Origin of the sequence: Phytobacter sp. V91, from assembly GCF_965644225.1 — a bacterium.
Taxonomy (GTDB): domain Bacteria; phylum Pseudomonadota; class Gammaproteobacteria; order Enterobacterales; family Enterobacteriaceae; genus CBFFRJ01.
The window spans coordinates 19,463-40,355 of sequence record NZ_CBFFRJ010000039.1 but is presented as its reverse complement, the minus strand read 5'-3'; the positions used below and the strand labels follow the sequence as shown (position 1 = coordinate 40,355).

At 55.4% G+C, this 20,893-nt stretch carries 25 protein-coding genes; 3 read left to right on the top strand and 22 right to left on the bottom strand.

The features are described 5' to 3' along the window. The first annotated feature begins 170 nt into the window (after nt 1-170). A complete protein-coding gene (locus ACSZO4_RS10315; RefSeq protein ID WP_437888833.1) occupies nt 171-1,229 on the top strand; it encodes an FUSC family protein in 1,059 nt (352 codons plus the stop codon). Between the two features lie 289 nt (nt 1,230-1,518). Beyond that, nucleotides 1,519-1,854 carry a DUF496 family protein gene (locus ACSZO4_RS10310; protein WP_437888832.1) on the top strand — a complete coding sequence of 112 codons (336 nt, stop codon included), beginning with the start codon at nt 1,519-1,521 and terminating at the stop codon, nt 1,852-1,854. Between the two features lie 25 nt (nt 1,855-1,879). On the opposite strand, the gene ACSZO4_RS10305 is transcribed toward ACSZO4_RS10310, so the two are convergent. From ACSZO4_RS10305 to pduA, 22 genes are all read right to left on the bottom strand, one after another. After that, nucleotides 1,880-2,746 (bottom strand): L-threonine kinase, encoded by an 867-nt coding sequence (locus tag ACSZO4_RS10305; protein WP_437888831.1) that lies wholly within the window; start codon nt 2,744-2,746, stop codon nt 1,880-1,882. A 38-nt stretch (nt 2,747-2,784) separates the two neighbouring features. Continuing rightward, the gene (cobA, locus tag ACSZO4_RS10300) at nt 2,785-3,528 is read right to left on the bottom strand and encodes a uroporphyrinogen-III C-methyltransferase (protein ID WP_437888830.1); all 744 of its coding nucleotides are present in this window, start codon (nt 3,526-3,528) and stop codon (nt 2,785-2,787) included. Further along, the gene (locus tag ACSZO4_RS10295) at nt 3,525-4,733 is read right to left on the bottom strand and encodes an acetate/propionate family kinase (protein WP_437888829.1); all 1,209 of its coding nucleotides are present in this window, start codon (nt 4,731-4,733) and stop codon (nt 3,525-3,527) included. The genes cobA and ACSZO4_RS10295 overlap by 4 nt, the downstream gene beginning before the upstream one ends. Further along, the gene (locus ACSZO4_RS10290; RefSeq protein ID WP_437888828.1) at nt 4,718-5,170 is read right to left on the bottom strand and encodes a EutP/PduV family microcompartment system protein; all 453 of its coding nucleotides are present in this window, start codon (nt 5,168-5,170) and stop codon (nt 4,718-4,720) included. The genes ACSZO4_RS10295 and ACSZO4_RS10290 overlap by 16 nt, the downstream gene beginning before the upstream one ends. Nucleotides 5,171-5,174: 4 nt before the next feature. Further along, entirely contained in the window at nt 5,175-5,525 is a 351-nt protein-coding gene (pduU, locus tag ACSZO4_RS10285; protein ID WP_437888827.1) for a propanediol utilization microcompartment protein PduU, read from the bottom strand. After that, a complete protein-coding gene (gene pduT, locus ACSZO4_RS10280; protein WP_437888826.1) occupies nt 5,525-6,079 on the bottom strand; it encodes a propanediol utilization microcompartment protein PduT in 555 nt (184 codons plus the stop codon). The genes pduU and pduT overlap by 1 nt, the downstream gene beginning before the upstream one ends. Before the next feature lie 2 nt (nt 6,080-6,081). Continuing rightward, nucleotides 6,082-7,413 (bottom strand): 4Fe-4S dicluster domain-containing protein, encoded by a 1,332-nt coding sequence (locus ACSZO4_RS10275; protein ID WP_437888836.1) that lies wholly within the window; start codon nt 7,411-7,413, stop codon nt 6,082-6,084. A gap of 35 nt (nt 7,414-7,448) precedes the next feature. After that, entirely contained in the window at nt 7,449-8,561 is a 1,113-nt protein-coding gene (locus ACSZO4_RS10270) for a 1-propanol dehydrogenase PduQ (RefSeq protein ID WP_437888825.1), read from the bottom strand. Nucleotides 8,562-8,572: 11 nt separating this feature from the next. Beyond that, nucleotides 8,573-9,964 (bottom strand): CoA-acylating propionaldehyde dehydrogenase PduP, encoded by a 1,392-nt coding sequence (gene pduP, locus ACSZO4_RS10265; protein ID WP_437888824.1) that lies wholly within the window; start codon nt 9,962-9,964, stop codon nt 8,573-8,575. After that, on the bottom strand, nt 9,961-10,968 hold the full coding sequence (gene pduO, locus ACSZO4_RS10260) for a two-domain cob(I)yrinic acid a,c-diamide adenosyltransferase PduO (protein WP_437888823.1): 1,008 nt from the start codon (nt 10,966-10,968) through the stop codon (nt 9,961-9,963). The genes pduP and pduO overlap by 4 nt, the downstream gene beginning before the upstream one ends. A 9-nt stretch (nt 10,969-10,977) precedes the next feature. Then, nucleotides 10,978-11,253: a EutN/CcmL family microcompartment protein gene (locus ACSZO4_RS10255; RefSeq protein WP_437888822.1), complete on the bottom strand. Its 276-nt coding sequence runs from the start codon at nt 11,251-11,253 to the stop codon at nt 10,978-10,980. 3 nt (nt 11,254-11,256) lie between these two features. Then, a complete protein-coding gene (pduM, locus tag ACSZO4_RS10250; RefSeq protein WP_437888821.1) occupies nt 11,257-11,748 on the bottom strand; it encodes a PduM family microcompartment protein in 492 nt (163 codons plus the stop codon). Then, nucleotides 11,745-12,377 (bottom strand): phosphate propanoyltransferase, encoded by a 633-nt coding sequence (locus ACSZO4_RS10245; protein ID WP_437888820.1) that lies wholly within the window; start codon nt 12,375-12,377, stop codon nt 11,745-11,747. Before ACSZO4_RS10245 ends, pduM begins: the two co-directional genes overlap by 4 nt. A 2-nt stretch (nt 12,378-12,379) precedes the next feature. Further along, on the bottom strand, nt 12,380-12,865 hold the full coding sequence (locus tag ACSZO4_RS10240; protein WP_437888819.1) for a BMC domain-containing protein: 486 nt from the start codon (nt 12,863-12,865) through the stop codon (nt 12,380-12,382). Nucleotides 12,866-12,887: 22 nt separating this feature from the next. Then, nucleotides 12,888-13,163 carry a propanediol utilization microcompartment protein PduJ gene (gene pduJ / locus ACSZO4_RS10235; RefSeq protein ID WP_041851911.1) on the bottom strand — a complete coding sequence of 92 codons (276 nt, stop codon included), beginning with the start codon at nt 13,161-13,163 and terminating at the stop codon, nt 12,888-12,890. A gap of 158 nt (nt 13,164-13,321) precedes the next feature. Continuing rightward, complete coding sequence (locus ACSZO4_RS10230) at nt 13,322-13,660, bottom strand: glycerol dehydratase reactivase beta/small subunit family protein (RefSeq protein WP_437888818.1); 339 nt, start codon at nt 13,658-13,660, stop codon at nt 13,322-13,324. Then, a complete protein-coding gene (locus ACSZO4_RS10225) occupies nt 13,650-15,482 on the bottom strand; it encodes a diol dehydratase reactivase subunit alpha (RefSeq protein ID WP_437888817.1) in 1,833 nt (610 codons plus the stop codon). Before ACSZO4_RS10225 ends, ACSZO4_RS10230 begins: the two co-directional genes overlap by 11 nt. Before the next feature lie 15 nt (nt 15,483-15,497). Then, entirely contained in the window at nt 15,498-16,025 is a 528-nt protein-coding gene (pduE, locus tag ACSZO4_RS10220; RefSeq protein WP_437888816.1) for a propanediol dehydratase small subunit PduE, read from the bottom strand. Nucleotides 16,026-16,037: 12 nt separating this feature from the next. Beyond that, the gene (locus ACSZO4_RS10215) at nt 16,038-16,709 is read right to left on the bottom strand and encodes a propanediol/glycerol family dehydratase medium subunit (protein ID WP_437888815.1); all 672 of its coding nucleotides are present in this window, start codon (nt 16,707-16,709) and stop codon (nt 16,038-16,040) included. Nucleotides 16,710-16,719: 10 nt separating this feature from the next. After that, nucleotides 16,720-18,384 carry a propanediol dehydratase large subunit PduC gene (gene pduC / locus ACSZO4_RS10210; protein ID WP_437888814.1) on the bottom strand — a complete coding sequence of 555 codons (1,665 nt, stop codon included), beginning with the start codon at nt 18,382-18,384 and terminating at the stop codon, nt 16,720-16,722. 18 nt (nt 18,385-18,402) lie between these two features. Continuing rightward, nucleotides 18,403-19,215: a propanediol utilization microcompartment protein PduB gene (pduB, locus tag ACSZO4_RS10205; protein ID WP_437888813.1), complete on the bottom strand. Its 813-nt coding sequence runs from the start codon at nt 19,213-19,215 to the stop codon at nt 18,403-18,405. After that, nucleotides 19,212-19,496, bottom strand: a complete 285-nt coding sequence (gene pduA / locus ACSZO4_RS10200) for a propanediol utilization microcompartment protein PduA (protein WP_041851904.1) — start codon at nt 19,494-19,496, stop codon at nt 19,212-19,214. Before pduA ends, pduB begins: the two co-directional genes overlap by 4 nt. Before the next feature lie 525 nt (nt 19,497-20,021). Between pduA and pduF the strand changes: the two genes are divergently transcribed. Continuing rightward, nucleotides 20,022-20,831, top strand: a complete 810-nt coding sequence (pduF, locus tag ACSZO4_RS10195; protein ID WP_437888812.1) for a propanediol diffusion facilitator PduF — start codon at nt 20,022-20,024, stop codon at nt 20,829-20,831. Nucleotides 20,832-20,893: the final 62 nt, after the last annotated feature.

Below are 20,893 nucleotides of genomic sequence, written 5' to 3'. Positions count from 1 at the left end.
AAATCTGAACCAGATTTAATCTGACAGACACCTGTATAAATAACCGGTAACTGTCAGATCAGGTCTGAGCTAGTACACCTTATTCGTTACTTTTTTTGTTCTGGACAGTGATCCCTGCCGCAGAAAAATCGCTACAATTGCGCCTTCGTTTTTTTGACCGGAGAGCGGGTGTGCGCCCCGACAAATCACTCAGTCCTTTTGAAATTCGCCTTTATCGTCATTACCGCGTCGTCCACGGGGTTCGTATCGCACTGGCCTTTATCCTGACGTTTCTGCTGGTGCGATTGCTGAATATTCCTGAGGGTACATGGCCATTGATTACCCTGGTGGTGGTGATGGGGCCGATATCCTTCTGGGGAAACGTGGTTCCCCGCGCCTTTGATCGTATTGGCGGCACCATCTGTGGTTCGGTGCTGGGGTTGATTGCCCTTAAGCTGGAGCTTCTCTCTCTGCCGGTTATGCTGTTGTGGTGTGCCGGAGCCATGTTCCTCTGCGGCTGGCTGGCGCTGGGGAAAAAACCGTACCAGGCTTTGCTTATCGGTATTACGCTTTCGGTGGTGGTGGGTGCACCAGCCGGTGATATGGAAACCGCACTCTGGCGAAGCGGCGATGTGATTTTTGGTTCTTTGCTGGCGATGCTTTTTACCGGCATCTGGCCGCAGCGGGCTTTTATACACTGGCGTATTCAGATGGCCAGCTACGTAACGGCCTTTAATCGCGTTTACCAGGCGGGTTTTTCGATGAACCTGGTGGAGCGTCCACGACTGGAAAAACACCTGCAAAAAATCCTCAACGACGTGGTCAAAATCCGTGGTCTCATCACCCCGGCCAGTAAAGAGACGCACATTCAAAAAGCGATTTTTGAAGCCATCCAGACCGTCAGTCGCAATATGGTGTGTATGCTTGAGCTGCAAATCAATGCCTACTGGGCTTCGCGTTCCAGTCATTTTGTGATGCTTAACGCGCATACGCTGCGTGAAACGCAGCAAATGACCCAGCAAACCCTGCTGACGATCGCCCATGCCTTATATGAAGGAAATCCCCAGCCGATTATCGCCAACAGCGAAAAACTCAATGATATTGTGGCTGAATTGCGCGAGCTCCTGCGCGAACATCAGGGGGATGCGCTTGCCGAAAACTCCATCCACGGGTATGTGTGGCTGAGTATGGAACTGGCGCGCCAGCTTGAATTGATGTCGCATCTGATTTGCCGGGCGCTGCGCAAATAAACTGCATATAATCCCGAAAAGATGGCGGCTTGTTTCGATTCAGCCAGATTTGAGGTTATGATAGGGGAAGAACATTACCCTAATTAATTCGAGTTGCAGGCAGGCGGCAAGCGAGCGAGTCCCGATGAGCTTACTTAGGTAAGTGATTCGGGTGAACGAGAACAGCCAACGCACATACAGCTTGAAGTATGACGGGTAAACCATTGTCATCAGCGACGGCTAAAAGTAAGGTCTACCCTTTAGCGGTTGCTTTAACGAATCCGAATCTTACATTATCAGGGGTGCCAAAATGGAAACAATTAAGCCTTCATTCCAGGACGTACTGGAGTTTGTTCGTCTGTTCCGCCGTAAGAATAAACTGCAACGCGAAATCCAGGACGTTGAGAAAAAGATCCGTGACAACCAGAAGCGTGTGCTGCTGCTGGACAACCTGAGCGACTACATCAAGCCGGGTATGAGCGTTGAAGCCATTCAGGGCATTATCGCCAGCATGAAAAGCGACTACGAAGATCGCGTGGACGATTACATCATCAAAAATGCTGAAATCTCGAAAGAGCGTCGCGAAATCTCCAAGAAACTGAAATCGATGGGTGAGCAAAAACCTGTTGAAATCAAAGCAGAATAAATCATCCTGCGGTGAGAGGCCTCTCTCACCGTTCTTTTACGCCGCCCTCCACCATCCGTAGTAAATGACGCTTTGGCCAGTGAGCCTGTAATGCCGGAGCATCCAGTCGCCAGCTTATCTCTTCAACATCGTGTTTTTCACGATCCAGAAGTAACCCAACCACGCTGCCGCTATGTGCGACGTTTAAGCCGTACAGATCGCATTCTTCAACCAGTGCCACCAGGGTATCAAAACCCGGTTTGGGTAACAGACGCTGGCTGACGCTGGCACTGCGCGTGGCAGCCTGCCCGAGCAGCGCCGGTGAGTTGTGCTCACAGGCTTTTTGTACCAGTTGCCATGCTTTGTCGAGTTCCCCGGCACTGGCCTGCAATATCTGCTGTCGTGGCAGGCGATGATAGTCTTCGGTGCGAAGCGTCAGAGGGCTTTCCAGTAGCAGGATGTCCATTGCGGGCAGGCCTTTGCAGGCGATATGGGTGCTGGCCGTATTGTGATCAAAAAGGGTGAGATGACGGAAAACGGTGCTGTCGGTCGGCTCCAGGCTGACGCACAGGCGGGCGAGCGTGGCTTCATCAAGTGAATAGCCAAAATGGCGGGAGGTGGCCACGGCGGTTGCCGCAATATCTGCCGTGCTGCTCGCCATCCCCTTGGCAACGGGGATGGTCGAACGACAGTCAATACGAATATGCGGACTCAGAGAGGCGGGCAATTGCCAGTGTGCCAGCACCTGGTTGACCATTGCCCTGACCAGCGGGCGCTCATCCCCCCGCGGTGAGCCACGGGTAATTTCAACCTCGCTGTACCAGTCGATCGGGCAGGAGACCAGTTTTTCACTGCCCTCGATCCATCCCTGAATGATTTCACCGCAGGATGCAGGACACCGCGCCAGCGCCACGTTTAACCTCTCTTAAAAAGAATACCGCCTGGATAGTGTCACGCCGATCGGCTAAAGGCCAGGATTTCTCGTAGTGACACCACCTCGCCGATAACAATCAGCGCCGGTGCGTGAAAGCCCGCAGCCTCACTTTTTTCCGCCAGTTGCGACAGCGGCGCACTGACTACCTGCTGGTGCGGAGTACTGGCACGCATCACCACCGCCGCCGGCGTATTTGCTGCTTTCCCTGCATCCAGCAATGCCGCGCAGATGGTACGAATTTGCGACATCCCCATCAGGATAACCAGAGTGCCTGAAAGACCCGCCAGCTTCTGCCAGTCCTGAGGTTCTTTGCCCTCCTGCAAATGACCGGTGACGACATGAAAGCTGGAAGCGCAATGCCGGTGGGTGACGGGGATGCCTGCGGCGGCCAGTCCGCCGATGGCGGAAGTGATGCCTGGCACGACCTCCACCGCCAGTCCTTGTTCACGTAACGCCAGCAGCTCTTCGCTTCCGCGCCCGAAGACAAAAGGGTCGCCGCCTTTTAAGCGCACCACATTGAGCCCACGTCGGGCGCAGTCGATCAGGATTTGATTGATTTGTGGCTGCGGGATAGGGTGGCAATTGGCCTCTTTGCCCACATCATGAAATTCGCAATCCGCAGGTGCTTCCTGCAATAACTGCGGATTAACCAGGCGGTCAAACACGACGGCCTCGGCTTTACGCAGGCAGTTCAGACCTTTCACGGTAAGCAATTCCGGATCGCCGGGACCGGCCCCGACCAGCCAGACTTTACCTGTCATGCCGCGCTCTCCACACTGGCAGGCAGAGCAATACGCATCACGTCACGGGCAATCATCAACTCTTCGTTGGTGTTAATCACCGCCACTTTGACCACGGAATGTTCAGTTTGAATAAAAGTGGCATTACGCTGGTTCTTTTGCGCATCGACGTCCAGGCCAAGGAAGTGGAGATCCCGACAAATTGCCTCCCTTGCGCGGGCTGAGTTTTCACCAATCCCTCCGGTGAATAACAGTACGTCCAGTCCCCCCAGTTGCATAATGTAGCTGCCGATTGTGGCGCGAATGCGCTCGGCAAAAAGGGTTAACGCTAGGGCTGCGCGCTCGTTGCCGTCATTTGCCGCCTGCTCCACATCGCGAAAATCATTCGAGACGCCGGAGACGCCCAGCAGCCCGGATTCATTATTTAATAGGGTATTCAATTGGGCTGGCGTTTTCCCTTCCCGCAACGCGACCCATGGCAAAATAGACGGGTCAATGTCACCACTGCGGGTACCCATCATTACGCCGGATTGCGGTGTAAAGCCCATCGACGTATTCACTGAGCGCCCACCTTTGATGGCGCACAGGCTGCTACCGTTGCCCAGGTGACAAGTGATGACCCGCAGCGCACTTAACGGGACCCCGAGTTTCTCCGCCATCAACTGGCTGACATATTTATGACTGGTACCGTGGAAGCCGTATCGACGGATGCCCAGCTCATCGTAGTAGCGCCAGGGCAGGGGGTAGATAAATGCGCTTTGTTCCAGCGTCTGATGAAAAGAGGTGTCGAATACAGCAACGGCCGGGGCATGGGGTAATGCCTGTTTAAAGATGTGGATCCCCGCAGCGTTAACCGGATTGTGCAGCGGCGCCAGTTCGGCCAGTCGCTCGATTTCTGCAAGCGCGTCGTCGGTAATCAGTGCTGAATCTTTAAAGGTTTCGCCCCCGTGAGCCACACGGTGGCCGACGCCGTCAATCGCCTGCAAAGACGGGATGATATTGTGCGAAAGCAGTTTTTCCAGCAGCAGGGTGGCGGCTTCTTTATGGTCAGGGATCGCGCGCGTTTCCTGCCATTTTTGCTCCCCCTGTTTCAGCGTGAAAATAGCATCAGGTAAGCCTATGCGCTCAATCAGACCCTGGCACAACAGGGTACCAGCAGGCATAGTAAGTAGCTGAAATTTCAGGGAAGAACTACCGGCGTTGACCGCCATTATGGTGCGGGACATGAAAGCTCCTGGGGTTGAAGATAGTCCATCACCTGCGCGATACCTTTTCCGGTTTGCGCGCTGGTGAAGAAAAGTTGTTGGGCGCCGGACTGCACCAGCCATTGGGCTGTACGGGTAATTTGTTCGTCCTGCGCGAGGTCTGTTTTGGTGATGATCCCGATGGTTGGGCGATTCATCGGTAAGGTGAAACCAGGGGAAAACGGGCACCACTGGGCGTCGGCATTCAGCACCAGAGCGATGACATCGGCCTCGCAGGCGCTGGTTAACAGCGCACTGTACAGGCAGCGGTTTTCAATGTATTCGCCTGGTGTATCTATGGTTTCTGGCGACCAGATAATCGCCTGGGTTTTTTGGTAGTGAATCGCCTCCCCGCGTAAACTCTGGATCAGGGTGGTTTTGCCGCACAGGCTCGGGCCGATAAGCATCATTCTTTTCATGGCATCAGGTCCGTGTCACCGGGCAGGTGGTGAACTGCAACATTTCGCCAAGCGATCGGGTTACCTGGCGCAGGGCATATTCCACCGAAGACACATCCCCCGTCAGCACCACGGCCCCGGTGAAACGGTCAATAAAACCGATCTCGACGGCCCCGGATTTGGTCGCGATATCACAGGCAATAATGGAGGCCTCGCTGGGCGTAATGGTCAGGATCCCTATAGCTGATGCCGTTTCGCTCAGCCCCAGTTTTTTGTAGAGTTCCTTGCCGGGGTTGGCAATCAGGTGCGCCAGGGTGACTTGTTTACCGGGCACATACTCCTGGATCATGCGTTCCGTACTGCGTTGTGTTTCCATTAGCCCTCCACAATTTGTCGCCACATGGCTTCATGAGGGCGGGGGATCACCGAGCGATACACCAGTAACCCTTTTTCTCCAGCGCTTTCACTGGCAACAGTGACCGCGTTTTCAACGTCTGAGATATCGCCCGCTACCACCATGTAACATTTTCCCCCAATACCGAATGCCATATGCACGCGCACCAGCGTTACATTCGCCGCTTTCACGGCGCGATCGGCGGCACTGATACAGGCCGCGACGCTCCAGGTTTCCACTATGCCGACAGCCTGACGGTTCTCCACCGCGTTGAGTCCGCTAATGGCGGGCAGAACAGAAGCATGAATATTGGGGAGCACAATGCTGTCTACCAGCATTTCACCCGCCTTGCTGTCACCGGCGGCAATTGCCTGCTGAACCGCGCCCACATCCCCGCCAATCATCAGCAGGAATTTTCCGGGGCACAGGGTTTTGCTGACCAGCAGCGTCACGTTGGCGCTTTTTAACATGACATCGCCAAGCTCCATGCCTTTTGCGATGCTGGTAAGTTCAAGTATTCCAATGGCTTGTGACATGGTTATCCTCGTACAACTGTAATAGCCTGATCTGTCACCGACGCAATAACACCGTCGATGCTGGCATGGAGCGAAACCCCCAGAGCCCCCAGGGGCACATCGGCAATACACTGACCACGCGAAACCCGCTCTCCCTGCCGGACGCAGGGGGTTGCGGGTGCGCCGATGTGCTGGCGTAGAGGAAGGACCACCTGCGAAGGTTCGGTGCTCATCTCTTCCATCGGGGCTGGCTGGTACCAGTCTCTCAGCCCCAGTTTGCTTATCAGGCGTTTCACCGGCGTCAGACGATAGCGCGCCATTTCATCCGCTTCACGCAGCGGACCTTCGTAACGGGCGCCGCTGGCACGGAGTTCCGCTTTCAGCAGGCGGTTAACCCTCATCGGCGAAATTCCCACCGGGCAGGCAACGCTTTCGCAAACGTTGCACTCAGAACAGGTCAGCGCGCTGAGCAACGTTGAAGGGGTGGCGACGTTCTGATAATTGACGGCCCGTACCAGCAGGTGCGGGGAGAGTTCATGCCCAATGATGTGGCGCGGGCACAGATCGGTGCACAGTCGGCAGTGTTCACATACCGTCCGGGCGATAGTCAGCACGGTGCGATCGTCCTGCATACGGCGCTGGATCAGCGGATGCGCTTTGGGAAGCACCAACAGACCGCCGGTGGTTTTGGTCACCGGCGTATCCAGAGAGGTAATCAGCCCGCCCATCATCGGCCCCCCGTTGATAAAACCCGGATCATCGACGGTGGCTCCGCCTGCCAGCGCCAGCACTTCACGCAGAGAGATGCCTAAAGGGACGGTGACGGTCAGCGGATGGCGGACAGCACCATTAACCGTTAACGTGCGGCGGGTGACGGGGTATTGCTGTTCAACCGCCCGCGCGATATTCAGTACCGTTTGTACGTTGTTCACCACCACGCCAACGCTTGTTGGCAGCGCTGCGGGCGGCACCCGGCGACCGGTTGCCAGCCAGATAGTGATGACTTCATCGCCGGCGGGATAAACATCAGGCAGAATATGCAGGCGGATCTGCGGGGGCAGCAGTAGCGTGAGCGCCTCTATTGCCGGCTGATATTTCTCTTTAAGGGCGATGATCCCCTGGGTTGCGCCAGTGGCCGTCATGCCATAGAGAATACCGCGAATCAGACGCGGTGCCTGTTGGGGCATAAGCTGCTGATCCACCTTCAGCATTGGCTCGCATTCGGCGGCGTTGATCAGAAAAATGTCCACTTTGGCCGCAAGTTTGACGTAAGTCGGAAATCCGGCGCCACCTGCACCAACCACACCGGCGGCACGCACTCTGTCGCGAATGGTGTCAGCCGATACCTGGCTCAGCTCTCCAAAGGACGGCGAGAGAACAGCGGCTTCACTCACAATAATTCCTCCAGCAGGTGACGGATAGCCGCAGCGTCAGCAGGACGCGGGGTCGTTTTGATGGTGACATCGGCCAGCGCGGCCTCCACCATGGCGGGAATACGCTCCCGAAAATGGTGGGGCGTGGTCTTCAGGGCGCTGGCGAATGAGGGGATATTGCACTGCTTTTTAAGCTGCTCAATCTGGCGGACCAGCGCATTAACCGCCACCTGCTCATTGGCGGCGGGCGGGCAGAAATGACAGGCTTTTGCCAGTCGCGCATAGCGGCGCGCCGCACGTTTATCCTGCGCATTGAACTGAATGACGGCGCTAAGCAACAGGGCATTAGCCAGACCGTGCGGCAGGTGAAATTGCCCGCCCAACTGGTGGGCAATCGCATGGTTAATCCCCAGACCGGACTGGCTAAATGCCATACCTGCAAGGGTGGAGGCATTGTGCATTTTCCCGCGGGTGGCCAGACACTCGCCGTCGCGCACGGCAACAGGCAGGTACTGAAACACCAGTTGCGTCGCTTTTTCTGCCAGCGCATCGGTGAAGTCGCTGGCTTTCGGCGAAACGTAGGCTTCCAGCGCATGGGTCAGGACATCCAGTCCGGTATTCGCGGTAATCGCCGGAGGGACGCTCACGACCAGCATCGGGTCGAGAATGGCAATGTCCGGGTATAGCGCATTGTCGAAAAGCGGGTATTTGATCCCTTTTTGCGGGTCGCTGATAACACAGGCGCTGGTCACCTCCGACCCCGTCCCGCTGGTGGTCGGAATGGCGACGCAGGTTTCGATATCAATACCGAGCTGCTTACTGAACCAGACAATGGCTTTGGCGGCATCCAGCGCGGATCCACCGCCAAAACCCATCACCACATGTGGTCTGAGCGTCTGCATTTGCGTAATACCTTCGACCACGGTCGCAATCGTGGGATCCGGTGTGATATCGCTAAAGACACTGACCTGATTTTCTGCCGGGATCGCCTGCTTTAGCATCTCAATTAATGGCGAGTGAGCCAGAAAGCCATCGCAGATAATCCAGATGTGCTTCCCGCGAAAGCGCTTCAACACCTCAAGGCTACCTGTTCCGCTATAGAGCCGTGTTTGCAGCGAAAATCTGTTCATAACAACCCCGTTTAGCGAATCGAAAAGCCGTTCGTCAGCACGCAACGGCGCGAGCGGGCGAAGGTTTTTGCCGATGTTGTGCCTTCACCCGTCGGCGTGGCGATGGTAAAGGTGGTAAAGCCTTCGCCACCGACGCCGATGCCTGCGTAAGACGGCCCGTTTTTGACAAAGATGGAGGTTTGCAGGCTGCGTGCCGCCAGGTTTAAGCGGGAGACGTTTTGTGAATGCATGACTGCCGTGTGGTGCAACCCTTCTTCAACCACCAGCGCCAGCGCCAGCGCGGCGTCAAAATCCGCCACCCGAACAACAGGCAACACAGGCATCAGTTGCTCTGCGGTGACCAGGGGATCATCACCGGCCACTTCGGCGATCAGCAGCCGTGGCGCTTTGGGGGGCACACTCAACCCTGCGGCTTGCAGAATGGTGGCCGGGCTTTTCCCCACCAGCTTTTTGTTGGCGACGCCATCAATAATGCACACCGCACGCAGCTTATCGATATCGTTCCCGGTAATACGCAGTGCGCCAAAGGCCTGCATCTGTTGCATCAGGCGATCGGCAACGCAATCGACCACAATCAGGCTTTTTTCCGCAATGCACGGCAGGTTGTAGTCAAAGGAGGCCCCGTTAATGATGTCTTCCGCGGCTTTCACCAAATCAGCGGTTTCATCCACGATGCAGGGCGGGTTACCCGCACCCGCGCCAACCACTTTTTTACCGCTTTTCAACCCCATCAGTACAATGCCGGGTCCCCCGGTAATGGCCAGCAGGGCAATTTTGGGGTGAGCCATCATCTGCTGGGTTGCTTCAAAGGTCGGTTCAGCAACGGTGACGACCAGATTACGGATACCAGTATGACGAAACGCGATCTCCTCAATCATCTGTATCAGTTTGAGTGACACTTTTTTCGCGCCCGGATGGGGGCTGAAATAGATGGTATTACCCGCGGCCAGCATGCTGATGCTGTTATTAATAATGGTTTCCGTCGGGTTGGTGCTGGGGGCGACCGAGCCAATGACGCCAAAAGGCGAGTACTCAAACAGCACCATACCGCCGTCGCCGGTTAAGGCGGTGGTGGTGAGATCTTCAATGCCGGGAGTGTTTTCCAGAGCGGCTTTATTCTTAAGAAATTTATCTTCTTTATTCCCCATTCCGGTTTCAGTGGCGCTCTCTTCGGCAAGCACTGCCAGATGAGGCGCCAGCTCGTCGCGAATACCGCTGATAATGGCACTGCGGGTTTTTAACGGGCATTGCTGATAGCGTAAAAAGGCCTGATGCGCTGCATCAATGGCTTGCGCCGGTGTGGCAAAAATGCCCTGTACGGCACACTCTTTTTTCTCTTCAACGGGTGCGAGTTGTTCGCTCAGAATGGTGCGAATGAGAGTTTCCAGATCGGTCGAATTCATTGTTTTTTTCCCATGTTTATCGCCGCAATTGCGGTCTGAGCAATATCCATGTCCTGTTCAACGGAACCTCCGCTGACACCAAGACCACCAAGAATGTTGTTGTCGCGCCAGAGGGGGAAGCCGCCGCCAAAGGTCACCACCTTGCCTTCCATGTGCGCATCTAAGCCATACAGCGCGCGTCCTGGCTGCACGGCATCGGAGAGTTCGTGTGTGGCTGACTTCATGGCAACCGCGGTCCAGGCCTTTTTCGGCGCCAGGGAGCTACTGACCAGCAGGGCATCAGGCATACGCCAGGTCAGCATCTCAATGCCGTGGGCATCCACGACGCTGATTACCACCGGAATACCGATCTCTCCGGCCCGGGTGAGCGCCGCTTTTGCCAGTTGATGAAGTTCATGAAATGACAGGGACATAGGGTCATCCTTTGCCGGGTGGGTTTGCGTGGCGGCACGGTAACGCGTCGTCACCTCATGAATGATTTTTTGCTGATGCTCGAGATTGTCTTCAAAGCGCGCCAGAGCAAACAGGCAGTCGGAGAGACGATTGATATAGCGCAGCAGCACCTGACGAACATTGATCTGTTCATTTAGTTCCACCAGCCGGCGCTCGGCCCGCCGCGCAAGGGTGCGGGCAAAATGCAGGCGTGCCGCCGCTTCGCAACGGCCAGGTAAAATAAAGCTGTGTACGCTATCGATTTTTGCCATGGCCGCATCGATGGCCTGCTCAAGCGCGTCAATTTCTTCGGTGCTGATGTAACGCTGCTTCGGGGAGGGCGTCTCGCTTTCACTGGCAAGCTCTGCGCAAAACCAGAAAATTTGCAGTTCAATCTTTTCCAGAAGCGCACGGGCTTCGGGGGAGCGAACCGCGCAGGCGCACAGACTCAGGGCTGAATTCAGTTCATCCAGCGTGCCGTAGGCCTCAACCCTGGGATGGGTTTTACTCACGCGTTGGCCGCTGAACAGCGCAGTGGTGCCGGCATCGCCTGTACGGGTGTAGATAGCCATTGTTTCTCCTTAGCGCGACAGGGTGTCGACAATGCCCACAACCGCCAAATCAATGGCTTCGTTGGGGCCAGAAAACACATGCCTTGCGCTGGAGCCGCTGCTGAGCAGCACCAGTTCGCCAATACCTGCCCCCACGGAGTCCACCGCCACTTCATCACCCTGTGTTGGGTTAAGGGGTAATTCCCCGTCAGCGGTAATCCGCCGTACCAGCAGCAGCTTTTTGCCAACCAGAGAGGCAGACTTTTGCGTTGAAACCACCGAACCCGTAACCTTTGCGAGATGCATGATTTACTCCTGCTTAAGCAGACGAATGTGCCGTGCGGTCAGCGTCTCACGTGCCAGTGCCGTGATAATTGTTTTACGCGATGTCACCAGCCAGCCGCCGTTCAGCCCCACAACATCCCGGTAGCTCACCAGGTTGCCGGAACAGAGATGAACGCCGTTTCGCTGCTCGTCACAAAGTGAGAGGGGCAGCTTTGCCAGCGCGCGCAGGGGCAGGCAGCGCAGTAACCGGCTGTTGAGGGTGACAGTGACGCGCATCCCCAGACTAAAGGCTTCGAACAGATGGGCGACGGCGGTATTGTCCTGGTCGCCTTCGGCCAGTTGGTGTAAAAAGCCCATCTCTGTCTGTTGCACGTATAAGGTGTCGTGGGTCAAAAAATGCGCCATTGCAGACCCATGCCGTAGCTCCTCCTGACTCAGGGTCACGGCATTATTGACCCGGGCAAGCAACCGGGCCGCGATAAGCTCGACAATGTGCTGCATCTGCTCGCTGTTCATGCGCGCGGAACCAGACGTGCGAACGCGCCAGACTCATCGGCGCCGGAGGCATTGGCCTCATCGGTATCGATATGCATTTCCAGCAACAGACCCGGTGAGACGCGAATGGCGACATCGTCAAAAATAACCCGACGCCCGGTTCCTTCGATGGCAACCCGGACGTTATCGCCATGGGATACGCGTAATACCAGCGCATCAAGCGGCGACATATGGATATGACGCTGGGCCACAATGACGCCCTCAGGCAGCTCCATTTCCGCCCAGGGGCTGACCAGCCTGATGCCTGGCGTTCCAGCCAGATTGCCGGACATGCGCAGCGGTGCCGACACGCCCAGCGTTCGGGCATCGGTACGCGAAATCTCAACCTGGCTGGCGCCCCGCAGCGGGCCGAGCAGGCGAACGTTTTTCAACTGTCCTTTTGGCCCGACCAGGGTGACGGTTTGCTCGGCGGCAAAATACCCGGGCTGCAACAGCGCTTTTTTAACCGTCACCTTTTGCCCGGGAAACAACCGGTCAAAATCCTGTTGTGAAAGATGGATGTGTCGGTTCGATATACCCAGAGGGATGGGACGCGCACGCATCTCATCCAACACCTGAGTGACAACATGTTCGATAACCTGCTTATCCATATTTATTCCCCTCGCTGACCGCTATGAATGCATAGCGTGCGTGGCTCCCCCTTTTGTCGCGGGCAGAGTGGATCCAGGCAGAGATTACAGGTGACAAGCGAGGTCTCAGCCGCTGAGGATGTGGTCTCAACCACTTCTTCAGCCGCTGTTTCCTGCAGTACCACCGTATCCTTGATCTCCGTCGCTGGTTCAACGGCTGCTCGGTGAACAATGACAGGCTCAGGCGAAAGGGCCATGATCCCGTCAGCAGGGCGAGCAATAACTTTCTGCGCCACCAGGCCGTCACGCGCCTGGGCAAAATGCGCACCGGTGATAATGGCGGACTGAACGGACGCCACATCCCCGGTGACTTTGATGACCGTCCAGCCGGAACCATTGGTTTTTTCCATACCAAGCAGCGTGATGGAAGCGGCTTTCGCCATAACATCCGCGCAACTGATGGCCAGTGCCAGACCGCTAACTTCAAGTAATCCCAGTGATTGCTTCACGCTGTGCTCCTTTCGCTGACGGTCAGGCTGATTTGGGTAAAATAGCTTCGACGTCGCTGTGCGGGCGCGGGATCACATGGCAGGATTTCACTTCGCCCACGGCACTTGCCGCCGCAGCACCCGCGTCCACCGCCGCTTTGACGGCACCGACATCACCACGAACCATCACGGTGACCAGCCCTGAGCCAATTTTTTCGTAGCCCACCAGCTGCACGTTGGCAGATTTCACCATGGCATCGGCGGCTTCGATTGCACCCACCAGACCTTTTGTTTCAACCAGTCCCAATGCGTTGTTCATACTGCAGTTCTCCTGTTTATGGATATACCCGTCATACTTCAAGTTGCAGGTGTGTTGGCCACACTCGTTCACCCGAATCACTTACCTGAGTAAGCTCATCGGGACTCGCTTGCTCGCCGCCTTCCTGCCACTCGAACTATTTAGGGCATAAAAAGTGGTTACCTGAACGGTATCCCTTTAACCAGTCTGGCGGCGTTGTTACCCGCGGCGCGCCGGGACTGGAGATCTTCATGATGCGTCAGCGTAAATAGCGGTGCTGACGCGGGTAAATTTCGATAATGGATAACCAGTTTTTCGTTGTCGCAGGCCACCCCAACCAGCAGCGCAGACTGATTCGCCGCCTGCCAGGCGTGGGCTACAACATCGACACCGGATGACTGCTGCCAGCGCCAGGGAATACCCTCTTCTTCGATTCCCCATAACACTTCCTGCCAGAGTGGCTGGCACTCTGAGAGGGCGGTAATGATGATGACCGGGCTGTCCTGATTAATGTTCATGAGCAAACGCCTTCTGCCATGACAGGATGAGCCCGGTGGCGACCGCATTCCTCGGGCCTTCAACGCCGCGAATGTTTCCCCGCCCGGCAACCAGCCGGTAATGGGCAAGGGCGTCGGTCACCAGTTGCGGAATTTCAAAATCCAGCGCTGAGCCGCCGACCAGCACCACAAAGGGAATGTCACGAATATTGCCCGTTGGGCTGACCTGGCGTAACGCACGTAGCGCATTGGTCACAAACACCCGCTCTTTGGCGCTCCGGCGAATGAGGCGAACTTTTTCCAGCGCCAGATCGCCGGGTAACGGAACCAGTTCATCAGGTTTTACGACGCAGACGCGGGCAAATACCGCAGGAGGTAGCGGGGTAGGGAAGAACTGGACGCTGCCGTCTTCATGTCGCAGATGGAACAGACTTTCGACTTTTGCCAGCGGATATTTTTTGATCTCTTCGGCCAGGTAACGGTCATCGAGACCGAGTTCGCGGGCGATGATCATGGTGACCATATCCCCGGCCCCGGCCAGATGCGTGGCGGTAATTTGCCCCTGGGGATTGATAATGGAGGCATCCGTTGAACCTGCGCCAAGGTCGAGGATTGCCAGCGGCTTCGATGTGCCGGGGGTAGTGAGTGCGCCAAAAATTGCCGCTTCAGCTTCTGCGCCGCCTACCTGCACATCGACATGCAGTTGCTGCTCAATTTCACGGGCAATCATCGCCATTTGCAGACAGTCAGATTTAACCATCGAGGCGATGCCGACCGCCTGTTCCAGCGAATACTCACCGGCCAGGCCACCGGTGACGTTTACGGGCACTGCGGTATCAACAGCCAGTAAATCCTGGATAAAAATGTCGCTGCTCGGTTTGTTGGTGAGTTCTGCCATGGTCTGGCGAACATGTTCAAGCATGCCGCCAATATTGGTCCCTGACTCGCCGGTAACGTTGTCGAGCACCGGGCATTCGTTCACGGCCTTCATAATGGCATCGGCCCCGGCGGCGACATCGACGCGCAGGGTTCTGCCTTTGGCCATCAGCTCAATATTACCCGCCGGGATAGAGCGCGCTTTCACATCGCCGGACGGGGTTTTAACCACCACCGCAGAGCGGGTGCCAATCAGCGCGCGGGCAACGGGAACGATATTGCGCGTCTCCTCTGCGCTCAGTGCAAAGACGGTGGCGATCCCGTAAGGGTTGGACAGGCTTTCAATTACTTTTCCCGGCATCGCCACCTCAATGGCTGCCAGCATCCCCAGCGGAATACGTTCGATATAGAGCACTTCGTCGACAATGGGCACTGGTCGGTTGAGGCGGTTATTGACCAGCACGCCATCGTCCCGTTGCAGGATAACCCCATTGATCTGGTAACCGACGTTGTTCGCGGCGTTGACCATCTGCGCCACATCGGCAAAATCAAAGTCAGCGCTGACCACCAGGATATAAGGCTCATGCGCCGGGCGCGTCAGAAGCTCATCCGGCGTAATAGTGATGCCCACGCCCAGGCCAAGCCCGCCGGGTGTTTTGGGGTTATGGCCAATCATGGTTGACTCGGTGATGATGGTTTCCGTAATGGTCTCCATCGCCACATCGCCAATGACCGGCGTGGCTTCATTTATACGGATGAGCGAAATATCGCTGACAGAGATACCCACGCCTGCAACAACCCTGTTGAGCGCTTCTTTAATGCCAAACACATTACGCAAAGTGCCTTTAATACCTGTGGTTTCCGCCAGTGCACTGCTCACTATATTGAGCGCACCAGCCTCATCCATAACGGCAAGCGCCACTTCGGTCGATGAGTTTCCAATATCAATGCCAGCTATATAACGCATAACCTGTCCCTGTAATTAATCGTCGCCTTTGAGTTTTTTACGCTCGACATAGAGCGCTGCGGCTTCGCGGACGAACGCGGCACAGATTTTGGCCTTGTATTTGCTCTCCAGGTCTTCCGCAATATCAAGCAGCTCCTGTTTCGACGAACGATAAGGGCGCAGAGCGTTGTAGATGTCGAGGATGCGGTCATCCGGCACCGCCGTCAGCTCGGCGGCCCGCTCGAAGTTCATCGCCAGGCGGTCACGCCCCGCATCTTTGGCAATCGCGGCCTGGATACGTAATGTTTCGGGCGTAATACGCATGTCCTGGGCGGTGATTTTTCCGCTCAGCACGCTGTCCAGCGTCAGTTCGTCGAGGGTTTTATTGGTCGAGGTTTTAACCCACTCAGGGTGCTTATTCGCCAGCGGGTAATCGCTAACTTTGGCCTGATGCACCGCGCCGCCAGCAGGCGAGGCGACTGCCGCAGAAGGACTGGCTCCCTCCAGGCTGTTCATCCGGCTAAGCACATCACGAACCATTGATTCAATTGCATCAGCATTCATGGTGTTATCCTTTTAAAGCGCTACGCGCAGCTCTTGCGGGTTTTTACCGGTCACAACGTATTTGGTCTCTTTAATGTGCAGAATGGCGGATTTGGCCTGATACTTCGGACGCGCCATCTGGTCATTAAGCGTTGGGACAGGTTGTGGCGACTCGCGCTTGGCATAACGCGCTGCGTTCTTGCCAATCTGGCGGTAAGTTTCAAGGGTCAGCAGCGGCGCCTGAGGGAACAGCTCCAGGTTGGAAAGCGGAGGCAATCCTTGCTGGTGAATGACCGTTGTCCCTTTTGACTGAATGCCCACGGAGATACCCGAGCCGCTCAGTCGGTTGCCTTCCACTGCCACAAAGGCGACGTCGGAAGATTTGAAGCAACGGATCACGCGTGCCTTCACGCCTTCTTCCTCGATGCCGGCAATCACTTCACGCAGAATGCTTTTGTGCGGCAGGCCAACGATATTGACCGTCTGCGAAAGGCCGAATGCCGGGCCAACGGCGATGATCACTTCGTCCTGTAAGGTGCCGGGTTTCGCTTCACCGATTTCGGTCAGGAAGTTGCCTTCGGCAACCGAAGCCGATTTTGCCGGGCTACTGCCTGGCGCATTAAACGACACCGGTTTATCACTGGGTTGCATTTCCGCCAGAACGCTTTCAATTATCTGGCGCAACAATTTTTCATTGATTTCCATCGTTCACCCCTTAGCCCAATTCGCTTGGATCGAGTGCGGCCGGGATGTTCTTGATCTCTTCCCAGCGTTCACCTTGCAGGCGATAACCTGTTGCCGGACCGGCATAATCGTTCACATCGTTTACCGCAGAGAGCACCAGGCCGTCGCCGACGATAATGGCGGAGGTGTGCAGGTAATCACCGGTCAGTTTGGCTTTCTGGATGTTGAGCATGTCCTGAGCAACATCTTTGTAGCCGCCCTCGGCCAGGGCTTTCACCACTTCGAGGCCATCGCGGTTTTTATTGATGATTTCCTGCGCAAACTTGATGTCTTCAACGATGTTGCGTTCCGGCATGTCTTTTGAGCCGTGGGCATAGGTCGCAGCTTCAACTTCTTCATCGGTAATCGGCGGTAGTCCCATCCCGGCAAACACCGCTTGCAGAGCACGCGCTGCTTTATTGCGAATGGCGACAACGTCTTCTTCCCGCACCGGGCGCAGGCCACCGTCAACTTTCAGATCGCGCTGGAGGACGTTGTAATCATCAAAGTCTTCAGCGTCTTCGTTGGAGCCGGCGAACATGTTGTCGTAGTTCGGCGTTGCGGAGTAACCGGAGGAGATAAAGTCAGTGCCGGGTAGGAACTGCATCAGCAGACGTGCGGTACGACGCATATCCGAGTGGGTAAAGGTCTGGTCGTTACTGGATGCGCATTCGAGATCCAGCGCGGCGCAAATCAGGTTTTCGGCGAGGATCGCGCGGATGCCTGACGGCACGGCGGAAGGGACGCCAACGCAACTGACCGAACCGTTTTGCAGCCCCTGAACGCCCGCGGCCTTGGTGATGTAAATGCAGCGTGCTTCGAGGTACAGCATCGACTTGCCTTCGGCATAGCCCATCTGCACTTCGGAACCGGAACCGGAAGTGAAGCGCATTTTCAGACCGCGAGAGGCGTAAGAGGAGGCGAGGAAGCCTTTTGACCATGGCGTATCATCGCCGTCGGTGAAGACCGGTTCAGTACCGTACACCGAGATGGTTTCGGCGTAGCAGGTGTGGCCCAGCATACCGAGTTTCAGCTCAGTGGCTTCTTCCAGTGAACACTGGGTCAGAACGCCAGGGCGACCGACCTGCGAGCCTACCAGCAGCGCAATCGCGTTAAAAGGCGCATAGCGGGCGACCGCTACCGTGGTTTCCTGTTCATCAAAGCCACGATATGCCCCTTCTGCGGCATCAGCGGCAATCTGCACCGGGTTGTCTTTGACGTTGGTGACGTGCGCCTGTTGTGATGGGGTACGACGTGCGCGCATTTTCTGCATCGACATCATCATCTCCACCACGTTCATGTGGGAGACGACTTCCACAATCTTGGCGGGCGTCATGGCGGTGGTCAGCGGTACGATGTCGCTGCGCTTAACATTTGGATCGCAAAGCATATTGGCGAGCTTCACGGAGTCCATTTTCATCACTTCTTCCGCGCGTTGCAGATTGATGCCATAGCGGGCAATAAAGTGATCAATCAGGTCAAATTTGCTGACGGGTTTGCCGTCCAGTTCGGTGACCACGCCGTCGACGATGCGAATAGAGGGTTTTGGATCGTTCGGGCTTTCCATTGCAATAAAGCCTTCTTCAATCCATTCCTTCACAAAACCGTCCTGGTTAACAGGGCGTTTCGCCAGCGCTTCAAATCGTTTCGATCTCATGAAACAGCCTCTCTGTTATCAGATGTAGGACGGGCGGTCGTTTTTCGGTTCAGCGCCCAGCGTACCCAGCACGGTTTTACCGATTTCACGGGCGGAAATGACCGCCTGACGTACTGCGCCAGAATCGCCGGAGATAACCAGAATGGCTTCGTTGCTGAAACTGGTGCCGTTTGCCGGTGAGCTGTAGGCCACCACTTCGACATTGGCGGATTTCAGCGCCGTATCGGCCATCAGTACGCCAACAGAGGCAGGAGCACCGACAATCACGCCACAGGCACGGCCAACAGGCGCACCAAAGGCTTTTTCCAGTGCATAGCTTGCGCGTGCGGTGTACTGCATTTCGATATGACCGGCGTCATTGGCGTAAACATCGCCAAAGGTGCGGTCAAGCTCTTTGAGTGCCACTTCAATGGCGCGCTTGACGTCAGAAACATCGTTACCGCCGAACAGGATCAGCGAGCCATGGCCCGCGCCGCCTTTGGTATCTCGTGGTAATTCGATGCTGATAACTTCAGTGTTGGTGGCTTTAACCGCTTCATCTGCCGCCATGATATGTGGGCCGGCGCCGGTACGTGCGCCGAGGATGCCGATTGAGCGATAGCGCTTTTCCAGCTTCATTGCGTCAAGAAGTGCGCTGTCGACGTTGGCGATTACCAGACCAACAGTGTCGCCGATCGCTGTGCCGACAAATTCCGTTAAACTGCAGCTTTTTTCTGCCATAGCCGTCTCTCGTGTGGGATGGGTTACAGTGGGGGAGGCCGGTGATGCCGGTGAGGACACTTTGGCAATCACCTTCGCCATGATCTGTTCCACCAGGTCATTGCTACTCATTGGCTAATTCCCTTGGGTAAGATTTTTTCAACATCAGTGTGCGGACGTGGGATGACGTGTACGGCTTTCACTTCACCTACCTGAGCGGCTGCGGCGGCACCTGCATCCGTTGCAGCTTTCACGGCACCAACGTCACCGCGAACAATCACTGTTACCAGACCAGAACCTATTTTCTCGTAGCCCACTAACATGACATTGGCGGATTTCACCATTGCATCGGCGGCTTCAATAGCCGCGGTTAATCCTTTGGTTTCCACCATTCCTAATGCTTCTTGTTGCATAATGACCTCGATAAGGTTGCCCTGATTTTTGGAATATACAAATAAGCGAGGAAAAAGAATGGCTCAGTTGGAATTAGATTCAAAACTTCCTGGTTTATTCAGGCGAAATAATTGCGGTGAATAATTTTAACTTACTGATTCTTATCTGTTTTATTTTGTTTTTGATATGCCAAATTATTGCTATTTAAATATCACATTTACATTTTTGTCAGTGACAGAATTAATTCATTGTGCTATTTGTGCGGGCGAAATTTTTTTGTGATCAACGCTGTAAAACAGAATATGAAAAATCGCAATAATTTGCTGTTAATAACGTTTAAACAAGTTCAGTAAATAAAGGGGCTGGCATTCTGTCTTTCCTGTTTACATAGCAATAATTTGTTATTGAGAAGCGATTTTTTTGGCACTGAGTCTGCGAGGTTGCCAACACTTTTTGACTGCGCATTTCTATAGTGTGCGGCGTTGTACTCTGCTGCCAGCTTCAGGCGTGCTGGTGAAATCGTGACTCTACCTGGAAGGTGAAATATGAATGATTCACTTAAGGCGCAATGCATCGCCGAGTTTTTGGGCACGGGGCTGTTCTTGTTTTTTGGTATCGGCTGCCTGTGTGCGATGAAGGTTGCCGGTGCTTCACTGGGGCTCTGGGAAATCTGTATTATTTGGGGGTTGGGGATCTCTCTGGCAGTCTATCTGACGGCGGGCGTGTCCGGCGCTCACCTGAATCCGGCCATTACCATCGCGTTGTGGCTGTTTGCATGCTTCCCGGTGCGCAAAGTTGTGCCCTACATCATTGCTCAGGTTGCCGGTGCTTTTGGCGGGGCGGCGATTGCCTATCTCCTCTACCACAATCTGTTTCTTGAATTTGAAGCGGCGCATAACATGGTGCGGGGCAGTGCCGAAAGTCTGCAACTGGCCGGATTGTTCAGCACCTATCCCGCTGCGGCGTTGAGCATCTGGCAGGCCGCGCTGGTGGAAATTATTATCACCTCCATTCTGATGTGCATGATTATGGCGCTGACGGACGACGGCAACGGCGTTCCGCGTGGCCCATTAGGCCCATTGTTGATTGGTGTGCTGGTGGCGGTCATCGGCGCATCCATGGGGCCGCTGACCGGCTTTGCCATGAACCCGGCGCGTGACTTCGGCCCGAAACTGTTTACCTTCTTTGCGGGCTGGGGAGAAATTGCCTTTACCGGCGGACGTGAAATTCCTTACTTCCTGGTGCCCATTATTGCGCCGATCATCGGCGCCTGTGGCGGGGCGGCTTGTTATCGCTATCTGATTGGCAAAAATTTGCCCTGTAACCAGTGTGCGCTCGAAGAAAAAGAGAGCTGATCGCGTTGTGGTACATCATATGTAAATAAATCAACGCTAATGATTTATTTCGTGATCTGCTT